Annotated in this window: 22 protein-coding genes; 14 read left to right on the top strand and 8 right to left on the bottom strand. The window is 44.1% G+C overall.

All coding sequences use genetic code 11. The features are described 5' to 3' along the window. Positions 1–2 precede the first annotated feature (2 nt). Entirely contained in the window at positions 3–704 is a 702-nt protein-coding gene (locus ABFW99_RS11725; protein ID WP_349354205.1) for an HAD family hydrolase, read from the bottom strand. Between the two features lie 103 nt (positions 705–807). Between ABFW99_RS11725 and ABFW99_RS11720 the strand changes: the two genes are divergently transcribed. The 3 genes from ABFW99_RS11720 (at position 808) to ABFW99_RS11710 (ending at position 2,696) form a co-directional block, all read left to right on the top strand. Next, positions 808–1,398: a LemA family protein gene (locus tag ABFW99_RS11720; RefSeq protein ID WP_349354204.1), complete on the top strand. Its 591-nt coding sequence runs from the start codon at positions 808–810 to the stop codon at positions 1,396–1,398. 85 nt (positions 1,399–1,483) lie between these two features. After that, complete coding sequence (locus tag ABFW99_RS11715; protein ID WP_349354203.1) at positions 1,484–1,945, top strand: TPM domain-containing protein; 462 nt, start codon at positions 1,484–1,486, stop codon at positions 1,943–1,945. After that, positions 1,938–2,696, top strand: coding sequence for a TPM domain-containing protein (locus ABFW99_RS11710; protein ID WP_349354202.1), 759 nt, complete (start codon positions 1,938–1,940; stop codon positions 2,694–2,696). The genes ABFW99_RS11715 and ABFW99_RS11710 overlap by 8 nt, the downstream gene beginning before the upstream one ends. Before the next feature lie 75 nt (positions 2,697–2,771). Here the strand turns inward: ABFW99_RS11710 and ABFW99_RS11705 are convergent, their stop codons facing one another. From ABFW99_RS11705 to xrtX, 4 genes are all read right to left on the bottom strand, one after another. After that, on the bottom strand, positions 2,772–3,998 hold the full coding sequence (locus ABFW99_RS11705) for a trans-sulfuration enzyme family protein (protein WP_440707507.1): 1,227 nt from the start codon (positions 3,996–3,998) through the stop codon (positions 2,772–2,774). Then, positions 3,982–4,467, bottom strand: a complete 486-nt coding sequence (locus tag ABFW99_RS11700) for an Lrp/AsnC family transcriptional regulator (RefSeq protein WP_349354200.1) — start codon at positions 4,465–4,467, stop codon at positions 3,982–3,984. Before ABFW99_RS11700 ends, ABFW99_RS11705 begins: the two co-directional genes overlap by 17 nt. 205 nt (positions 4,468–4,672) lie before the next feature. Continuing rightward, entirely contained in the window at positions 4,673–5,965 is a 1,293-nt protein-coding gene (locus tag ABFW99_RS11695) for a glycerate kinase type-2 family protein (RefSeq protein ID WP_349354199.1), read from the bottom strand. A 90-nt stretch (positions 5,966–6,055) separates the two neighbouring features. After that, positions 6,056–6,574, bottom strand: coding sequence for an exosortase X (xrtX, locus tag ABFW99_RS11690; protein ID WP_349354198.1), 519 nt, complete (start codon positions 6,572–6,574; stop codon positions 6,056–6,058). A gap of 210 nt (positions 6,575–6,784) precedes the next feature. Between xrtX and ABFW99_RS11685 the strand changes: the two genes are divergently transcribed. From ABFW99_RS11685 to ABFW99_RS11660, 6 genes are all read left to right on the top strand, one after another. Continuing rightward, entirely contained in the window at positions 6,785–7,957 is a 1,173-nt protein-coding gene (locus tag ABFW99_RS11685; RefSeq protein ID WP_349354197.1) for an acyl-CoA dehydrogenase family protein, read from the top strand. A gap of 153 nt (positions 7,958–8,110) precedes the next feature. Beyond that, positions 8,111–9,319, top strand: a complete 1,209-nt coding sequence (locus ABFW99_RS11680; RefSeq protein ID WP_349354196.1) for an acyl-CoA dehydrogenase — start codon at positions 8,111–8,113, stop codon at positions 9,317–9,319. Between the two features lie 2 nt (positions 9,320–9,321). Continuing rightward, positions 9,322–9,696, top strand: a complete 375-nt coding sequence (locus ABFW99_RS11675) for a YccF domain-containing protein (RefSeq protein ID WP_349354195.1) — start codon at positions 9,322–9,324, stop codon at positions 9,694–9,696. Positions 9,697–9,780: 84 nt separating this feature from the next. After that, a complete protein-coding gene (locus ABFW99_RS11670; RefSeq protein WP_349354194.1) occupies positions 9,781–10,278 on the top strand; it encodes a DinB family protein in 498 nt (165 codons plus the stop codon). A 47-nt stretch (positions 10,279–10,325) separates the two neighbouring features. Further along, positions 10,326–11,300, top strand: a complete 975-nt coding sequence (locus ABFW99_RS11665; RefSeq protein WP_349354193.1) for an alpha/beta hydrolase family protein — start codon at positions 10,326–10,328, stop codon at positions 11,298–11,300. A gap of 79 nt (positions 11,301–11,379) precedes the next feature. Next, entirely contained in the window at positions 11,380–11,835 is a 456-nt protein-coding gene (locus ABFW99_RS11660; RefSeq protein WP_349354192.1) for a hypothetical protein, read from the top strand. Between the two features lie 2 nt (positions 11,836–11,837). On the opposite strand, the gene ABFW99_RS11655 is transcribed toward ABFW99_RS11660, so the two are convergent. Beyond that, the gene (locus ABFW99_RS11655) at positions 11,838–13,832 is read right to left on the bottom strand and encodes a peptidylprolyl isomerase (RefSeq protein WP_349354191.1); all 1,995 of its coding nucleotides are present in this window, start codon (positions 13,830–13,832) and stop codon (positions 11,838–11,840) included. Positions 13,833–13,924: 92 nt separating this feature from the next. Between ABFW99_RS11655 and lexA the strand changes: the two genes are divergently transcribed. Next, a complete protein-coding gene (gene lexA, locus ABFW99_RS11650; protein ID WP_255132855.1) occupies positions 13,925–14,581 on the top strand; it encodes a transcriptional repressor LexA in 657 nt (218 codons plus the stop codon). Between the two features lies 1 nt (position 14,582). Here the strand turns inward: lexA and ABFW99_RS11645 are convergent, their stop codons facing one another. Further along, positions 14,583–14,819, bottom strand: coding sequence for a hypothetical protein (locus ABFW99_RS11645; RefSeq protein ID WP_349354190.1), 237 nt, complete (start codon positions 14,817–14,819; stop codon positions 14,583–14,585). Between the two features lie 138 nt (positions 14,820–14,957). Here ABFW99_RS11645 and rplU point away from each other — a divergent pair, with 138 nt between their 5' ends. The 4 genes from rplU to ABFW99_RS11625 all read left to right on the top strand — a co-directional run bounded on the left by rplU (position 14,958) and on the right by ABFW99_RS11625 (position 18,298). Further along, on the top strand, positions 14,958–15,473 hold the full coding sequence (gene rplU / locus ABFW99_RS11640; protein WP_349354189.1) for a 50S ribosomal protein L21: 516 nt from the start codon (positions 14,958–14,960) through the stop codon (positions 15,471–15,473). Positions 15,474–15,499: 26 nt separating this feature from the next. After that, positions 15,500–15,757: a 50S ribosomal protein L27 gene (rpmA, locus tag ABFW99_RS11635; RefSeq protein ID WP_349354188.1), complete on the top strand. Its 258-nt coding sequence runs from the start codon at positions 15,500–15,502 to the stop codon at positions 15,755–15,757. A 72-nt stretch (positions 15,758–15,829) separates the two neighbouring features. Beyond that, positions 15,830–16,483, top strand: a complete 654-nt coding sequence (locus ABFW99_RS11630; RefSeq protein WP_349354187.1) for a fumarylacetoacetate hydrolase family protein — start codon at positions 15,830–15,832, stop codon at positions 16,481–16,483. Positions 16,484–16,486: 3 nt separating this feature from the next. Then, positions 16,487–18,298: a M23 family metallopeptidase gene (locus ABFW99_RS11625; RefSeq protein WP_349354186.1), complete on the top strand. Its 1,812-nt coding sequence runs from the start codon at positions 16,487–16,489 to the stop codon at positions 18,296–18,298. Between the two features lie 20 nt (positions 18,299–18,318). Here the strand turns inward: ABFW99_RS11625 and ABFW99_RS11620 are convergent, their stop codons facing one another. After that, the gene (locus ABFW99_RS11620; RefSeq protein WP_349354185.1) at positions 18,319–18,696 is read right to left on the bottom strand and encodes a RidA family protein; all 378 of its coding nucleotides are present in this window, start codon (positions 18,694–18,696) and stop codon (positions 18,319–18,321) included. Between the last annotated feature and the right edge of the window lie 136 nt (positions 18,697–18,832).

Below are 18,832 nucleotides of genomic sequence, written 5' to 3'. Positions count from 1 at the left end.
TGTCAGATCTCCAACTTTTTCAGCAGCTCATCAAAATCATCGAAAATTAAGTCGGCCAATTTATAGCCCTGCTCAATTGGGTTTTTGGTGTACCAGGCAACTTTCCAGCTGGCTTTGGAACCTCCAACCACATCCGAAGTGAAGGAATCACCCACGTAAAGAATGTCTTCCCGGTTCACCCCGGCTAAACTTGTAGAATGATCAAAAATTTTCGGATCGGGTTTCATCACGCCCACATCTTCTGAAATGACAATTTGACTGGCTGTATCTCTCAACTTGAACTGATCAATTTTTAGTCGTTGGGTTTCTGCAAAGCCATTGGTGATGATGCCTACTTCAAACTTCCCGGCTATAGCTTCATAGGCTTCTTTTGCACCTTCAATCCATTCCCAGTGGTTCCGGTAATAATTCATATACACTTTTCCGGCTTCTTCATGCATGTCTTTATCCAAACCAAGCTCCTGAAATGTTTCGGAAAAGCGGCGCCGGTGCAATTCATGCCGGTCAATATCTCCACGCCCGTATTCTTCCCACAGTCCTTTATTTATATGATGATAGGTTTCCAGAAGGTTATCTTCCGAAATTCCATTAAACATATCAAAGTGATTATGAACATCCCGCAGTCCGGCTTGTTCTGCCTTTTTGTGATCAAGGAGAGTGTCATCTAAGTCAAAATAAATGAATTTGGGATTCAGTTGTGACAATGGAACAGTTTTTGATTATTGTTTGAATGAAATTTTAGATCTTTGAACCTTAATAAAATTCAGCTCGTAGCAGGGCGATAAATAAACAACTAAATCACTACTCATGAAAGGTAAATTTTGGATTATTCTCGGAGTCATTGCACTCTTCGTTTTTTATGGAATCACTGTAAACAACAGCCTCGTTTCTCAGGAAGAAAATGTAAACAGCGCCTGGGCACAAGTTGAAAATCAGTATCAGCGGCGTGCCGACCTTATCCCTAATTTGGTAAATACGGTTCGCGGAGCGGCAGACTTTGAATCAGAAACGCTAACCGAAGTTATTGAAGCACGAAGCCGAGCCACATCCGTTAATATTGACGCCAACGACCTGAACAATCCACAGGCTTTCCAGCAGTTTCAGGAAGCCCAGAGCCAGTTAAGCGGAGCTTTGTCCCGTCTGTTAGTAACCGTTGAGCGGTACCCGGAATTACAAGCTAATCAAAACTTCCGAGACCTACAGTCTCAACTGGAAGGCACCGAAAACCGGATTGCCACCGAACGCCGCCGGTTTAACCAGGCTGCACAGGCTTACAACACCAAAGTACGCCGCTTCCCTGCCAGCCTGATTGCCTCCATTACCGGTTTTGAGCAGAAGGAATACTTCCAGGCCGATGAAGGTGCTCAGGAAGCCCCAACTGTGGATTTCAGCAATTAAAACAGACTTCAGATAAAAGACATAAGATTTAAGATAATGGAGTAGTCTTAATTCTTATGTCTAAATCTCCAATACTAAAAAACCAATGGCCAAATTTCTTACCGAAGAACAGGAACAGTCAATTGTGGAATCCATTAAGGAGGCTGAGAAGGAAACCTCCGGCGAAATCAGGGTTCACATCGAAAAAAAATGCAAAGCGGATTCTCCCTTGCAGCGGGCTCAGGAAGTTTTTACTGAACTGAAGATGCATGAGACTGAATTACGAAATGGAGTGATCGTGTATGTAGCATGGAAGGATCATAAAGTTGCCATTTGGGGAGATGAAGGTATTCACGAAAAAGTAGGGCAGGAATTTTGGGAAGAAGAGCTTAAACTGATTCTCGACTACTTCAAAAAAGAAGACTATGAAACCGGGTTAAGTGAAGTAATCCTGCAAATCGGCCAAAAACTCAAAGAACATTTCCCATATCAACCCGATGATGTGAATGAGCTTTCAAATCAGATCAGCTACAATAAGGACGAACAACAAAGCGAGAGTGATGCGTAAACTTCTAACCCTGTTTTTGTTTTTTAGTGTAACTGTAAGCGCATTCGGGCAGGACTTTCTCCCCGACCGCCCCACCGGTATGGTAAACGACTTCGCCGATATGCTCACCTCTTCTGAAGAAAGGCGGCTGGAAAATAAACTACGTAGTTATCGGGATACTACCACCAATGCTTTTGTGATTGCAACCATCGAAAGCCTGCAGAATTACCCTATTGAAGATGTAGCAACAAATCTTTTCAACACCTGGGATATTCAGTATGAGCAGCGCAATAACGGGGTGTTAATTTTGATTTCCGAGCAGGACCGGGAAATGCGTATCGAGGTTGGATATGGATTGGAGGGCGCCATACCCGATATCATGGCCAACCGGATTATCAATGATGTAATGACCCCAAGCTTTCGCGCAGGTGATTTCTATGGCGGATTAAACCAAGCAACCGACATTCTTATTGATTTAGCTGCCGGTGAATTTGAAGGATTTCCGGAACGAAGGACTTCTTCCGGTGATGAAGGTATCCCTATTGATCTCATCATCCTTTTTATCATCCTGATATTCTTCCTCGTTTCTAAAGGGAAAGGTGGGAAAGGCGGGCGCAGGCACTCACTTGGTTCCAACGGCATCATCTTCTTTGGCGGTGGCTTCGGTGGAGGAAGTGGTGGCGGTTCATTCGGAGGCGGTGGTGGCTTCGGTGGTTTTGGCGGAGGCGGCGGTTTCAGCTCCGGAGGTGGCGGTGCCAGCGGGGGTTGGTAATTTCCATTATCCGTAATTAAGAATACAAAATGAAAAATTTAAAATTGATTTGACTCAATTTTAAATTTTGAATTCCTAATTTTGAATTTCCAACGCTTGCTCGAGGTCCGCTATGATGTCTTCTGCGCCTTCAATACCAACGGAAATACGTACCAGTCCATCGGTGATGCCGGCCTGTTTTTTGAGTTCTTCATCCACAATGGAGTGGGTCATAGAAGCCGGGTGCTGAATCAAAGTATCCACCGCACCCAAACTCACAGCTAAGGTGCACAGCTTCACATTGTTCATCAGGGAAACACCGGCGTCATATCCTCCTTTAAGTTCAAAGGCAATCATCCCTCCGTATCCATCTTTCATAATAGACGAAGCCAAGGCATGCTGGGGATGTGATTCTAGTCCCGGATAAAACACATAATCCACTTTTGGGTGATTCTCCAGGAACCGTGCGACGGCCATCCCATTTTCCGCATGTTTCTTCATTCGCAGGGGCAGCGTTTTAACTCCATTCAGGGTAAGCCATGCATCCATGGGTCCGGCTATGCCCCCAAGGTTTTTTCTGAAAAGAGCGGTTTCAGACTCCTCAATCAATTCCTTTTTCGCAGCCATCACTCCGCCAATCACAGAACCGTGTCCGCCTATGTATTTCGTGGTTGAATGAACCACTACATCCGCTCCCAATTCGAACGGACGAATGTGATACGGAGTGGCAAATGTATTGTCTACCATTAGCTTTGCTCCATATTCTTCAGCCAGCTGGGAAAGTGCTTTTATATCAGAAACCGTCATGGTGGGATTGGCAATGCTTTCCAGGTAAATGAGTTTAGTTTCAGGATGCTTTTTTAACTCCATTTCAACCTGCATCAAATCGGACATATCCGCAAAGGAGCAACTCATTCCCATCACCGGAACTTCCTCCTTCAAAAACTGACTGGTGCAGCCATACAGAGCATCCTGGGCTACAATATGTCCTCCTTTAGCGAGGGCAATGATCCCCGTTGTGATGGCCGCCATTCCGCTTCCAAAGGCCATACCCGCATAATCATCTCCATTTTCCAGTGAATAGGTTTCCAGCTCACATACTGCTCTTTCCAGTTCTTCAACGGTTGGGTTACCGAGCCGGGAGTAAACGTGACTTGCACCTCCCTCCTCATGACGAAAAGCCCTGGCTCCGGATTCTACATCATTAAAAACAAAAGTAGATGTTTGATAAATGGGCGTCGCATGAGAGCCGTACTGATCTTTTTTTCCTTTTCCGGCATGTACGGCAACAGACTCTAATGTGGGCTTAATCTTTGTTTTCATCATAAACTGGAATTGGAGATTGATCTTTGATGGTATTCAGCACAATGCTGGTATGTAATCGTTCAACATCGGGCAGTGTTGTCAGCTTATTTCGCATAAGCTGCTCATAGTCTTTGGTGTCTTTAGCTACAACGTGCAGCAAAAAGTCGCCATCACCTGTGGTGTGATAACAAGCAAGTATTTCGGGGATTTCTTTTATAGCAGATGTAAACTCCTCCAGCAGATTCAACTGGTGAACGCTTAAGGTGACTTTCACAAATGCGGTAAAACCCCGCCCAACCGCTTCCTTATTTACGCGGGCACTATAACCTTCTATAATCCCTTCACGCTCTAAACGGCGTACCCGCTCTAAGGTTGGTGTGGTGGTAAGTTCAATCCTTTTCGCGAGCTCGTTATTCGCCATTCGCCCCTCTTGCTGGAGAATGGCGATAATTTTTTTGTCGGTTGCATCAAGTTTAAGAGATGGCATAAAAGAAGGACTTACTATAATTACCCTAAAATTATAAGTAATTATCCTTCAAAAAGACATATTTACAGATACAAAAACCTTATAAAATCTTTTAAAAGCATTTAATGCTGTTATTGCGATAAATAAAGAATTTAATTCTGAAACACCGGTACCTTTTTTTATACCCCGAAATATTATTCTTTAACATGGTTACCAGGCATGGATATTACCCCACTAAAATCACCTGAATATCCATCAGATTGTTACCGGTTGTTCCAGTTTTGAGCGTCGTATCCATTTGCTCATGGAAATGATAAGAGTCGTTTTTCTGGAGATAAGATTCCGGCTCCAGTTTCTTTTTCCGGGCTTTGAGCGTTGTTTCAGAGTTGATGATTGCGCCGGCAGCATCGGTTGGGCCGTCAATGCCGTCGGTGGCAAAACTGAGCAACGAAATGGGATGCTGGCCTTCAATGGAAATAGCTGCATTCAGCGCCAGCTCCTGATTTCTCCCGCCTTTACCGCCTCCCTTCACATCCACTGTACATTCACCATAATAAACCAGAGCGGCGGGCGGCTTCATGTCCGCCTTTTTGCTTAGAATGGAAATGGCATCACTGCACATTCTTTTTGAAATTTTTTTCACATCCGCATCATAGGCTTCATCACTCACTTTCACATTAAATCCCCTATTGTTTAAATAAGAACCGACATTCTTCGCCAATATTTCAGCACCCGAGATAACGGTTACCTTGTGCTTTTTCCAGTTGGATGTTTCAGGCTTTGGAGTTTCCGGGCTATCGTCGTGCATCCCCTTGGAGAGATGAATTCTAACAGCATGAGGTACATCTTCCCACAACCTAAAGTGCTTCAACACCTGAAAAGCTTCTTTGAACGTCGACGGGTCGGGCACGGTTGGCCCGCTGCCAATAACTTCGGGCTTGTCGCCGGGAACATCGGATAGTATAACTGAAATCAACCTATGAGCAAACAGTAATTCCCCCAGCCTTCCACCTGCGGTTTCCGAGATATGCTTTCTGACGATATTGATTTGATCAATGGATGCTCCCGAATTAAGAAGCAGTTCGTACGTTTTTTGGTATTCATCAATTTCGATGCCGTTGGCCGGAATGCAGAATAGCGATGAAGCTCCGCCCGACAATAAAAACACGACGGTATCCCGCTCAGGTATCTTTTTTGCCAGTTCCCAAAGCTCATACGAGGCAGACACAGAATCTTCATCCGGGTAAGGATGGGCACCTTTGAAAACCTGAACCTGCTTCAAATCTCTGGAGCTTTCTGGAGCTATTACCATTCCGTCTTTTATCTGAGTACCGAAATGGTTTTCTGCCTGACGGGCCATTTCGAATGAAGCCTTACCCGCACCCAGAATCCAAACATTTCCATCTACAGGAAAGGAGGATAAGATACCCTCCACATCGGCATTAAAGAATTTCCCGTCTACAAAATTATTAACAACGTCTTCTAATAGTGAGCGATGCTGATCTGTATTTTCACTCATTAATTAAATCCTTCTCTTTTCAATTAAAGCCAACTGTATCAGATTAAAAGCTCATTTTATTTTCAGGCAAAACGAGCTGGCAATCTAATGTTAAGCATATTCCTCTGCCTTTTCATCGGGAAAAGCATCGGCATAATTCACCCAAACCATCCATAGGATAAAAATCACAATATAAAATATAGCCGTGGTGGAGTAATCATGGGTAAAATCAAAAAACTCAGGCCACTTTGCTTGTGTGATGGCCAGGGCAACAACTCTTATAATGTTTACCAGATAGATAATCCCGATCCCCACAAAACAGAAGCTCAGTTTATTCTTCCAGTCGCCCGGATAGGCCAAAATAAATCCAAGAAACAAGCCCATTGCAGCTATGCCATTACAGCCATCTACAATTTCAATTCCTGGATATTCACCGATGCCAATAATCCGGTTCACCGTAAACACATCAAAGCCAAATATTTCAATAATGCCGGCACTGGTTCCGATAATATTGAGTGACAGCCAATAGTCGAGATCCCCTGCCGGAAGCAGCCATAATTCATACAAAATGTACCATCCAACAAAGATGACCAAGGCTTTGGCTATGAATTTCAAAATCGGAGAATTCATCTATATCTGATTTAATTTACTCATCAAAATAATCTGCGCTAATATAAAACGTTGAACTCCAACTTATTCAATCATTTTGAATCAGAATTATCATGCATAGGCCATCAGAAAATTAAAATTATATACAATCCTGAACGATATTTATGATTCAAACCGTTATCTTGGAAGCGTTTCCAACAAACAAATTTAAACAGATAGTAGTATAGAAATATGGATGCCGTTTTAGACCGAGAGTTATCATTTGAGCTCACAGAGGATCAGAAAATGATCCGCGACAGCGTAAAAGAATTTGTAGAACGAACTGTAGCTCCTTCGGTAATGGAAAGAGATAACAGTAAGGAATTCCCACACGATATTGTTAAGCAATTGGGAGAGTTGGGAATGCTCGGCATCTACCATGAAGAGCAGTACGGCGGCGGGGGTTTTGATGTGGTCAGTTTTTGCCTGGCCCTGGAAGAAATCGCCCGCTGGGATGCCTCCCTTGCTTTGACGGTTGCTTCGCATACTTCCCTTGGAACCGGACACATAGCCATTGCCGGAAATCACGAGCAGAAAAAGAAGTACATGCCCGCGCTCACCAAAGGAGAAAAGCTGGCCGCCTGGTGCCTGACCGAACCGGGTTCTGGTAGTGATGCTTCAGGAATGAAGTCAACGGCCATTAAAGAAGGTGATAAATATATTCTGAACGGCTCCAAGATTTTTATCACCCAAGGCTCCGTTGGTGATGTATATGTAGTACTTGCCAAAACAGATCCATCCAAAGGAGTGAAAGGTATTTCTGCTTTTATCGTAGAGCGCGAATGGGATGGTGTAAAACCCGGCGAAGGAATGCACAAGCTCGGCATGAATTCATCCGATACCACCGAAGTGGTATTTGAGAATGTAGAAGTACCGGCAGAAAACCTTCTCGGAAAAGAAGGACAAGGATTTATTGACACCATGAAAGTACTTGACGGCGGACGTGTTGGAATAGCCGCACTTTCTGTGGGTATTGCACGTGGAGCTTTGGAAGAATCGCTCAAATACTCCATGGAAAGAAAGCAATTTGGACAAGCCATTGGAAACTTCCAGTATATGGAAGGAAAAATGGTGGACATGGCTACTGAAATTGATGCTGCCCGCCTGCTGGTTCACCGTGCAGCCTGGCTGAAAGATAACGGCAAGCCTTACACCAAAGAAGCTTCCATGGCTAAGCTGTTTGCTTCGGAGTTATCGGTTCGCGCTGCAGATGAAGCCGTTCAGATTCACGGCGGCTACGGGTACACCAAAGAATATCATGTAGAGCGATTTATTCGTGATGCCAAACTCATGACCATTGGAGAAGGAACCTCGGAAGTACAGCGATTGATCATCGCCAGAGAATTAAAGAAAGGTTTAGTCTGATCAACTTGATCTCCTGTTGTTGTTGGAATCAAAAGCCTGTAGTTCTCTGAGAGCTGCAGGCTTTTTTGTTATATCTGCTGATAATCTCTTTCGGCCTGAAGCATATTTTTCTTACTATCCATCAAACGAACATCAAGATAAATACTCAACGCAATGTCCAAGAATCTATTCAACATCGATGATGCTTTTCTTTTTGAATCTGAACTGAATGAAGAGGACCGGCTCATCATGGAAACAGCCCGGGATTATGCCCAGAGCAAACTCGAACCCCGCGCTCTAAAAGGAAACACCGAAGAGTATTTTGATCAGGATATCGCCAAAGAAATGGGTGAAATGGGACTGCTTGGAGTAACCGTTCCCGAAGAATATGGAGGCTCCGAAGCCAGCTACACCGCTTATGGATTAATTGCCCGGGAAGTGGAAAGAGTGGATTCCGGATACCGGTCATTCATGAGTGTACAATCATCGTTGGTGATGTACCCGATCTCAGAATTCGGGACTGAAGAACAGAAACAAAAATTCCTTCCCAAACTGGCTACCGGTGAAATGATTGGGTGTTTTGGACTGACTGAACCTGATCACGGTTCCGATCCCGGCTCCATGGTAACAACTGCTGTAAAGACTGATGGGGGCTGGATTATGAACGGTGCCAAAATGTGGATCACCAACTCTCCCATTGCTGATGTTGCGGTAGTTTGGGCCAAAGCTAAAGAACATAAAGATGACAAGGGTGTAATCCGCGGCTTCCTGGTTGAAAAAGGGATGGATGGGTTTTCAGCGCCGGCTACCAAATACAAAATGAGTTTGCGTGCTTCCGAAACCGGTGAGTTGGTTTTTGATGATGTGTTCATTCCTGATGAAAATGTGTTCCCGGACATCAAAGGATTGAAAGGACCATTTATGTGCCTGAACTCCGCCCGATACGGAATCGCATGGGGTACCGTAGGTGCAGCTGAGTTTTGTTATCAGCAAGCCCGGGATTATGTACTGGATCGCAAGCAATTCGGTAAACCATTGGCGGCCAATCAGCTTATCCAGACCAAGCTGGCTAATATGATGACCGATATCACATCTATGCAAATGCTGGCCTACCGTTTGGGTAAACTAAAAGATGAGGGACGCGATCATCCATCCATGACCTCCCTCGCCAAACGAAATAACTGTGGCAAAGCTCTTGAAATTGCCCGCATCTCCCGCGACATGCACGGCGGCAATGGTATTACCGGTGACTACCGGGTTATTCACCATATGGTGAACCTGGAATCTGTTAATACCTACGAAGGAACTTATGACATTCACGGGTTAATCCTTGGAAGAGAAATTACCGGTATTCAGGCCTTCACGCCTAAAGGGAATGATTAACCATGAACACCCTCGGTAACATCATCTGGTTTATTTTTGGTGGAATTTTTGTAGCTATAGAATATGCCATTTCCAGCCTGATTTTATGTCTTACCATCATAGGTATTCCGTTCGGAGTTCAGACGTTTAAGCTGGCCAGGCTATCTCTCTTTCCCTTCGGTAAAAAAACCGTGGTGAATGAAAAATCAGACGGTTGCCTTTCCCTGGCTATGAACATCCTCTGGATTCTGGTGGGTGGCATTTGGATCAGTATCACCCACATTGTGTTTGGGGCTATTTTGTTTATAACGGTTATCGGCATTCCATTCGCCAAACAGCATTTCAAACTGGCTTCGGTGGCACTTCTGCCATTTGGCAGGGATATCGTGCCCGAATAACTTGAATGGTTTACTTCCAAAACGATCTTTTACTGAATCTTTCAGAACATTCGTTTACTTTAGTCGGGCAATTTATCTTTTACTATGACGCTTAAAAATCAGCTTTTAGAAAACACCGATATCTTTGTTGGCAAGGTCAACGAGTTCACCGATGCACAATTTAATCTAAAGCCCGATTCGGACTCATGGTCGGCAGCGGATGTGTTGGAACACCTATATCGTTCTGAATTTGGAATACCCCGATTATTTACCGGAGAAACCAAACAGCTTACCGACCGACAGCCTGATGCTTACCTTCCTGATATGAGGAAGCGGTTCCTCGAGTCAGATGCCAAAATGGAAGCCTCCGGTGTTATCCTTCCCACCGAAGGAGAAAAAACAAAAGAAAACCTGATCGGTAAATTTCGCAATAACAGGGATAAAATTGCTGAACTCATTGAAGAACTTCCGCAAGAAGAACTATGCATGAAGTACAAACATCCTGTTTTTGGGTATTTAACCCGCATGGAGTGGGTTCACTTCAGTATTATTCACAGCCAGCGTCACATGAAACAACTTGAGCGTATTCAATCGCAACTTTAATGAAATCAAGGTTCGATATCTATTTTCATCCAGAAAGACTATTCAACATGATGCGAGTGACAATTGCCACCATTAGCCTTGTATTAATTGGTGCACTACTCCCCTTACATAGCTTTGCCCAAAACTCTTCCGTTTCTCAAGGAGAAGAAGTTGTTTTCAAAAGCGGGGATATTGTTTTGAACGGCACTCTGGTTTTACCTGAGAAAGCTGAAAATGTCCCTGTACTTGTGTTTTCTGGAGGAATGTATGAATGGGGAGACCATCATCCACAGCGAGAGATTTTTATTCAGGAGAACCTGGAAGCGGTTTTCCCGCCGGCAGGCATCGGTATTCTCTATTACGATCCGCGCGGTGTCGGTGAATCTGACGGGCGATGGGGCCGCGCTTCGTTAACCGATTTCGCTGATGATGCCAAGGCAGCTATTCAATATTTACAGCAAAGAAAGGAAGTAGACCCCGACCGAATAGGAATTGTAGGACTGGGTGAAGACGGCTGGATGGCTCAGGTTGTAGCCGCCACTTCACCGGATCAGGTTAAACTTATGGCTTCCCTAGGCGGACCAACTTTCGACCCTACAAGGCAGCTGGTTAATGAGTATCACAGTGAATATGTATGCAACGGACAAGACAGTACCACTGCATACAGGAAGGCGGTACAAAAAGCACAATCCCACCAAAACTGGGTCTCGGTACTGCCTCTCACCAAACGGTGGCGGCATATGAACATGAAGGTTGGGTTTGAACCTGAAACCTATATCAGGGACATCAACATCCCGTCTTTATTCCTTTTTGGGGAAAATGACGGGCAGGTGTACCCGGATTGGGCTATGGAAAGTCTTCAGGAAATATATCCGGACTCGCTCCCTTCCAACTTTACCGTTCATACCATTGCCGGTGCCAACCATTTCTTCCATGTAGTGCCCAAGTGCTATGACTATCTCGAGGAAAGCCAGAGTGTTCAAAAAAACTTCTCCTTCCGGTTTAAAGAAGTTTTCCAGGACTGGGTTTTTGAGAACCTATAGAATACTCTTTGAAAATTAGCTGTATTTCAGTTCATTAAAGAATTCACCCGCTTTTATAACTCATATTTTGGAGTGAATTATGAAAATCTTTCTGAAATTTCTGGGTCTTGTATTTATTCTGAATTTAGTGCGTTATCTGATAGGAGGCCCTATCGAAGCCGTGGTGCTTATGGAGCCGATGCATGCTGTGCTTCCTCAGTACCCCGAGGTTTTTGATAATGATTTTTCTTCAACAGATTTTGCCATTTCTTTATTCTACAATTTCATGATGTGGTTAACAGCAACCTGGGTTTTCTATATTGCCCATCCACAGGTCAAAGGAAGTTATATTATGAAAAGTCTCAAAATTTTTGCCTTGATGGGACTTTTCTTTGTAAGCCTTGCCGCTATTTATATGAATCATTACACATCCGATATCAAAGTCTTTTACCTGTACAGTATGCTGGATGCAGTGATCCTGTTCCCGCTGGTTGGTTTAGCAAATGGATTACTTTTCCCAAGGATTTTCAGAAAAGAATTATCTGACCCGGACTAATTTTATCTCTGCCAGCTAGCCTTCAACACTTTATCTCCCACCATTATCCGGTCTACCACGTCCATTCCTTCAATCACTTCACCGATGATGGTATAACGCCCGTTCAGATGCGGTGCCCAGTCGTGCATCACAAAATACTGACTGCCTTCCGTGTCGGTACCCGCACTTGCAATACCCACCATTCCCCGTCGGTATTCTTTTCCGGAAGCTTCGGTTGGCACAACATAATCCGGGCCGCCAAATCCATCACCTGTTTCCACATCTCCTCCCTGTATCACAAAGTTCGGTGCAACGCGGTGGAAAGCTACGGAATCATAGGCCCCGGCACGGGTCAGGCTGTCAATACCAGAGATGGTTGCAGGAGCAGAAAGTACGTCCATAGCAATTTTAATGGTTCCCTCTTCTGTCTCCAGTACCCAGACAGGTTCAAAGTCGAGCTCTGCCAAACGTTGCCAATCCGGAGTTCTGAATGTCGGAGGTTCGGCTTCGGCATCCGGTACGTCCCAACCCTGATTTGCCAATGTGGAGTTAAGGGCCGGGTTTCCTTTTGCAGCCAGGGAATCAATCAAAATCTGGGCCTCATCACGAAAACGCTCATAAAAAAATCCGGCCATGGCTTGATACACCTCAATGTCTTCGGGCAGCTGATAGTTGGCCAGCATTGCTTCAATTCGGGTATAATCTTCATCTTCAATCACCCCGGCATTTCTCATGAATGATGCCGCTATATAAGTAATGGAGCGATCGCCCCTTTCAAGTAAATCAAAGACCAGGTTTCTTACCTTTTCTTCGACAGTTGTAGTTTTTTGGCTCTCCTCCAGATCAGCCCACCACCCCGACATGGCCTGGGCGGCAAACAAAGCTTCCATCCTGTTTGAACTTCCGGCATACTCTTCCAGCTTCTCCAGAAATTCATCAGCATTCAAAGCTTGTCGATAGATATGTAACTTCTTAATCAACAAATATTCTTGCCCGCCGGAAAGAGACTCTGCCAGGCTCAGGTATTCATCTGCCTCACTCAATGCGATTATACCGGAAAGACGAACCGATGCTTCTTTCTGTTCATTCTCAACTATTTTTGCACTGATAACCGCATCAAAATTGGCTTCTTTTTCGGGGTGATTGGCTATCCGGTTCAAAGCCACTTCATTCACAACGGGGTTGGGATGATCAAGCAGCCTTGTGTACACCTCTTCGAGTTTTGGGCTCCATCCGGCATTCGAAGCCTGGTTTGCCAGTTCCACTGCAAGCTGCACATTCATATCCGATATATCTTCCACCGGCAGGCGTTCAAGCGTCCATTCTGCGTCGCTTTTAAAAGCTATGCGCAGTGCATACTGCCGGATATACGGACTTTCCACCCATTCATACGCTTCCCAAATATTGGTCCTGATTTGCTCGTCTTCAATTATCTCATCTCCCCGGTAGAGTCCATAGAAATAGGCACGGTATAAATCCTCCTCTTCCAGGACAGCAGCATATCGAAGTATACTCCGGCGGGATGATTCCGGCATTTCATGCTCCATCATCAATCGCCCCATAGCTAAGGCCGAGTTATACTCGTAATCAGAATCAGGGCCAATAATTTCATCAAAATTATGAACCAACAGATCTAAAGACTCCTGATTACCCTGTTGCCCCAGCACCTTACTGATCCCCTTTCTCATCGAAGCTCTTCGGTTCCATAAATCGTGCAGGCGGGTCAATTGTTCATCTGTAAGCTCGTGTGCGCTCAAAGCCATCCACCCCAATTCGGTATTTGCATATTGGGCTTGGGTCAGAAACGCATCCATATCCTCAACCGGCGTACTTATGAGCGCCCGCCACGCTTGATCCTGTACAAAAGAATCCGGGTGTTCGGTGTAAGCTAACAGAGAATCCGCATTACGATCAAAAGCGTGCCGGTACAGCTCCGGGTACTCATCCGTTAAAAGTTCAGAGTATGCACTTTCCTGCATACACGATGTTGTGAGGAAGGCCGAAAATGTGACCATCATCAAAACACACATACTTTTTACACATTTAGTATTGAACTTCATAGACAAACTCCGTTTATTACACATGTTTCTTACATTAAACTTCTTTCGCCATGGATAATGCACATTTGACTCGTAAACAACACGAATTTTTCACATTCATTGTCGACTATAAAAAAGAGAATGAAGTGTGGCCAACCTATCGTGAGATTGCCGACCACTTTGGGTATGCATCTCCAAACAGCGTGACCCAAAATATACAGGCGCTGCTGAAGAAAGGCTATTTAGTTAAAAGAAATGATGAGGAATATGATTTACCCTCTGACAAAAAGAGTCTCCTGGGTGAAACCGAAGAACAGGAAGGCATCCCGGTTCGCGGGTTGATTGCTGCGGGATCACTACAGGAAGCCGTTGAAGCAAATCTGGGCAGTATTACGCTCGATACCCTTTTCCCCGATCTGGATGATCTGTTTGCCTTACGAGTTACCGGCTTCAGTATGAAAGATGTGGGAATCTATGACGGAGATTTTGTGCTCCTCATGGATACCGATGTGAAAAACGGAGACATTGGTGCCGTTCTGTATGATGGAGAAACCAGCCTGAAGAAAATTTACTGGGATGATAACGGCCTGAGGCTGGAACCCGCCAACGAAGAGTATGATGACATTATCATTGAGCCGGATGTATTCGAAGAAGTACGAATCATCGGTAAGTATATCGGTCACGTAAACCGACAAGGATTTCAGCGGGCCATTCCATTAGTAGCTTAAACTAAGGTAAAGGAGAATCTTCATTAAGATGAGTGGGGAGGTCCTTTTTATCTGAAATGGTTGTTTTCTTATTGGGCACTTTTAACTCATTGGCTATGGTCAGGAAACGACCATTTGCATCTTTACGCGCCTCATGCAGCTGAGAGTCTTTGATCCATGCCCGGCCGCCGTCTCTTTGTAGTCTTTTGGTATTTTTATACTTGAATGCCTGTTCGTGAAGCGAAGGTAGCTTTTTCATATTTATTGCCTGATTTTCATTTCTCTAAATTTAAGTGAAGTTTCTGAATTTATCAGTATAGATTTGCTTTGTTTTGTCTGATCTAAACGTTATCTTTTCAAGCTCTGAATTAAACGCAAAGAAAGAAATTAATCGATTATGTACGCTATTGTTGAAATCGGCGGACACCAATACAAAGTAGCAGAAAACGACGTGCTGTTTGTGGATAAGCAAAACGCCGACGGTAAGAAGCTTACATTTGATAAAGTGTTGCTGATTAAAGATGACAACGGAAATGTTAATATTGGAACTCCTGTAGTTGAAGGAGCTGAGATTTCCGCTACGATCCTGGATACGGTTAAAGCTGACAAAGTATTAGTATTCAAGAAAAAACGCCGTAAAGGATACCAGAAACTTAATGGACACCGTCAGGTGATGTCTCAGATTCAAATCGAGAGCATCTCTACCTCGGGTTCTACTTCAAAAAAGAAAGCCGCTAAGAAAGATGACGCTCCTGCTCCCAAAGCAGAAGCCAAAAAATCAGCTTCTAAAAAAGAAGAATCTGTTGATTTAGATTCTATGACAGTTGCTGAACTCAAAGACTTGGCGAAAGAAAAAGGCCTTACCGGATACTCAAGTATGAGAAAGGCCGAACTGATTGAAGCATTATCATAAATTTTCATTACTAAACCCTTACTGTTATGGCACATAAGAAAGGTCAAGGTTCAACAAAAAACGGTCGTGATTCAAACCCAAAGATGTTGGGTGTTAAAAAATTCGGTGGCGAATTTGTGCGTGCCGGAGGAATTATCGTAAGACAGCGTGGAACCAAATTTCACCCCGGTCAGAATGTAAAAAGAGGCGGCGATGACACATTGTTCGCAACTTCTGACGGAACCGTGAATTTTGCTGTTCGCTCGGGCGGACGAAAGCACGTGAATGTAGATCCTATTAACTGATTTACATTTTAAAAATATTTAAAGCCCCGCTCTTTTTGATTTAAGTGCGGGGCTTTTTTATATCTTCCTGATATGAAAAATCCAACCATTCCCGGCCTCGAAATCCCGGTCAATAACATCTATTGCATTGGCAGAAACTATGCTCAGCATGCGAAAGAATTAGGAAATAAGGTTCCTAAAATTCCTCTTGTTTTCATTAAACCACGGGGCACTATCTGTTTCAATGAGGCTACCATTGAGCTGCCTGTTCAAACCAACGATGTGCATCATGAAGCCGAGATTGTAGTAGCTATTTCCAAAGAAGGCAAAAGCATCGCCCAGGACTCTGCCCTTAATTATGTAGCCGGTTACGGAGCCGGCATTGATTTTACGGCGCGGGATATTCAATCCATTTCCAAGAAGCAGGGACAACCCTGGACTATTGCTAAAGGGTTCGACAATTTTGCGCCCATCAGTAATTTCGTGCCCGCAGAGGACATTGCAGATCCGGCCGACATAGATATCAAGCTCTTTCATAATGGCTTTGTTAAACAGCACGGCAACTCTTCAGAAATGATTTTTCCGATAGCCAACCTGATATCTTTTCTTTCGGGAATTTTCACCCTTCACCCCGGAGATCTCATTTTCACCGGTACACCCGAAGGTGTTGGGCCGGTTGAATCAGGAGATAAGCTTGAAGTGCTGTTGAATAATGGAACCTCATCCTTAACGGTGAATATCGGGTAAGTTTTGCGATTTTTTAGTATAGCCATCTTTTCACTTTTCATAACTGCTGCAAATGTTCATGCACAGGAATACCTGTGGCCATCAGCATCCGGCAATTACCTGAGCTCAACGTTTGGTGAAACGCGCTCCGCTCACTTTCATGCCGGACTGGATATTAAAACCTGGGGAAGAGAAGGCTACAAAGTGTTTGCTTCCAGAGAAGGCACCCTGTTTAGATTACTCGTTACAGAACGCGGTTACGGAAACGCTATCTATCTGAAGCACCCGGATGGCACCTTTACCGTTTATGCTCACCTTCAGCGTTTTAACGATCAATTTCAGTCTATTGCAGACTCAATCAGGCTGCCGGACTTCTCTTTTGAAATGGATGCCTTCCTCGACACTCTGGGTATTCAAGTAAACCAAGGCGCTGTAATTGGATATACGGGATCGACCGGAATTGGTCCTCCCCACCTCCACTTTGAAATCCGGGACTCACTGGAAACCCCGGTCAATGCATTGAAAACTAATTTATCTATCCAGGACGTCCTCCCTCCGGTATTCTCTTCACTTATTGTTGAGCCTTTGACAAAAAACTCACGGGTGAATGGGCAGCCCATCTCCAATTACATCAGGGCTGACAAAAGCAAAGAAGTGTTCGATTTTGGAGAAGTGAAACTAAACGGAAAAGCAGGATTGGCCGTAAATGTATACGACCGGGCCAATGATGTTTATAATGCCTATGCGATTTACTCACTGGCATTGGTTCAGGATTCGGATACCTTATTTTATCAAGAACTGAATCGTTTTGATTATAATGAGAGCAACGAAATGTTTCTGGATAGGATTGCTCCTTTTGGATCAACCCGACGCGGGCACCAACGCTTATATCATAAAGATGGGAGTAATAATCCTTTCTACCTGATCACTAAAGAAAGTGCTCAAATAAGCTTTTCGGATTCTGCAGAAACTTACACAATCGTTGCCTCAGACTACTTTGGCAATACATCCAAAGCAACTGTAACATTTGTCCGGGACACACTTTCAAATTCTTCATCGGTTTCTCTAACCCCTAATACGGATGAATGGTACTGGGCTGAAAACTGGGCCTCACCTGACCTTCAGAACACCCTGGATTTGACACAACTCAACTCTGGATTTAAGTGGGAAGAATCTCAGCACATTGTTCGGATTGATTCTTCAAAAAAGCTGTTACAATTTGCCCGCATCACGCCCGGGAGCTCTCAAAAAGTAATTTCTCCCGACCGGCAGTTAACGCTTCGATTTGGTGATCAAGCCTTTTTCGATACACTGACTGTTGCTGCTTCCTATAAGATGGATAATGAACAAATCAAGATTTCAATACAACCGGAGATGCTTCCCGCAAAATCCAACTTCGGGCTGGAATTCTTTCTGGGAGATTACTTTGAAGATGACAATAATTATCGCCTTTTCACTATCGATGCTTCTGATGGAGATACAAGCTATGTGGAATCTGAATTGATAGGGAGAACAATCCACGCCCGGCCATCAGCACTTGGCGAGCTTACGGTTTTAGCTGATAATGACCCGCCGGAAATCTCTTACTTTAACATCTATAAAACCGATTATGGAAAATGGATGGCTTCCGTACGGGTTATCGATAAGCTGACCGGCATCGAGTCATCATCGGCCAAGTTTTTTGTTAATGGAAAGCAGGGTATTGCCGAATACGATTACGAAGAAGAGTTACTGATTTACTACCTGCCTGATTTTAAACCCCAAAAGGTAAATACAGCTGTTGTTGAGATTAAAGATAAAGCCGGAAACAAGGTCTCAAAAGAATTTCAAAACTAATTTCCGGCTTTTATAAAAGATTACAGGTGCGCAATACAGCTGATTTCAACCAGCACATTTTTCGGCAAGGTTTTTACAGCTACTGTTTCTCGTGCGGGAGGATCTGACTTAAACCGTGCTCCATACACTTCATTGACAGCCCCAAAATCATCCATACTTGCCAAGAATATGGTGCATTTGAGCACGTGTGAGAAATCGATGCCGGCCTCAACAAGTACAGCTTCAAGATTGGTCATAACCTGAGCAGCCTGTTCAGCTGCAGTTTCACCTACCAGCTCCATCGTTTCAGGATCTAATGGAATCTGTCCGGAGCAGTAAAGCGTTCCGTTATAAGAGGTTGCCTGACTATAAGGCCCTATGGCAGCCGGTGCGTTGTCTGTAGCGTGTATTTTTTTCATGAATATATTCCTTAATGATTATGGTGATACAAAAATCTAAAGCATATGCGCTAATAAATTGCAGAAAGCAGCACATATGACTATTTTCGATAACATATACATTTGACCCGATTTCAACCAAATTCAATTTTATAAT

The sequence above is a fragment of the Gracilimonas sp. BCB1 genome (assembly GCF_040117685.2).
Lineage (GTDB): Bacteria > Bacteroidota > Rhodothermia > Balneolales > Balneolaceae > Gracilimonas.
This window is presented reverse-complemented; position numbering and strand designations above follow the sequence as displayed.